We start from the raw sequence: 525 nt of genomic DNA, 5'->3' as shown, positions 1-525 counted from the left end.
GGGTGTCGATGAGCGTGTCGGCAGTGTCAAACAGTGGCTCTTTGTCTTCCTGATTGTCTTTGTTGTATGCCAAAGGTTGCGATTTCATCAGGGTAACCAGGCCGATCAGGTGGCCAATCACGCGACCGGATTTACCGCGCACCAGTTCGGGTACGTCAGGGTTTTTCTTTTGCGGCATGATGGAAGAGCCGGTGCAGAAACGGTCGGCAATATCGATAAAGCCGAAACGCGGACTCATCCACAAAATCAATTCTTCGGAAAGACGGCTCAGATGAACCATAATCAGGGAAGCGGCGGCGGTGAACTCAATGGCAAAATCGCGGTCAGATACGGCATCGAGCGAGTTTTGGCAGATTTGCTCAAAGCCCAACAGCTCGGCGGTAATTTCGCGTTGAATCGGGTAGGTGGTGCCGGCCAGTGCGGCGGCGCCGAGCGGCATACGGTTGACGCGTTTGCGGCAGTCGGCCATGCGCTCGAAATCGCGGCCGAGCATTTCGACGTAGGCGAGCATGTGGTGTCCGAAGC

At 55.8% G+C, this 525-nt stretch carries 1 protein-coding gene; it reads right to left on the bottom strand.

Annotated elements, in window-relative coordinates; genetic code table 11:
* The coding region (gene argH, locus ACTHUR_RS17980; RefSeq protein WP_440400107.1) for an argininosuccinate lyase at positions 1 to 525 on the bottom strand (525 nt) is incomplete at both ends.

It is taken from the genome of Neisseria sp. P0021.S007, from assembly GCF_051956855.1.
Note: the sequence above shows the minus strand (reverse complement) of the source record. Positions and strands in the feature narration are given on the sequence as shown.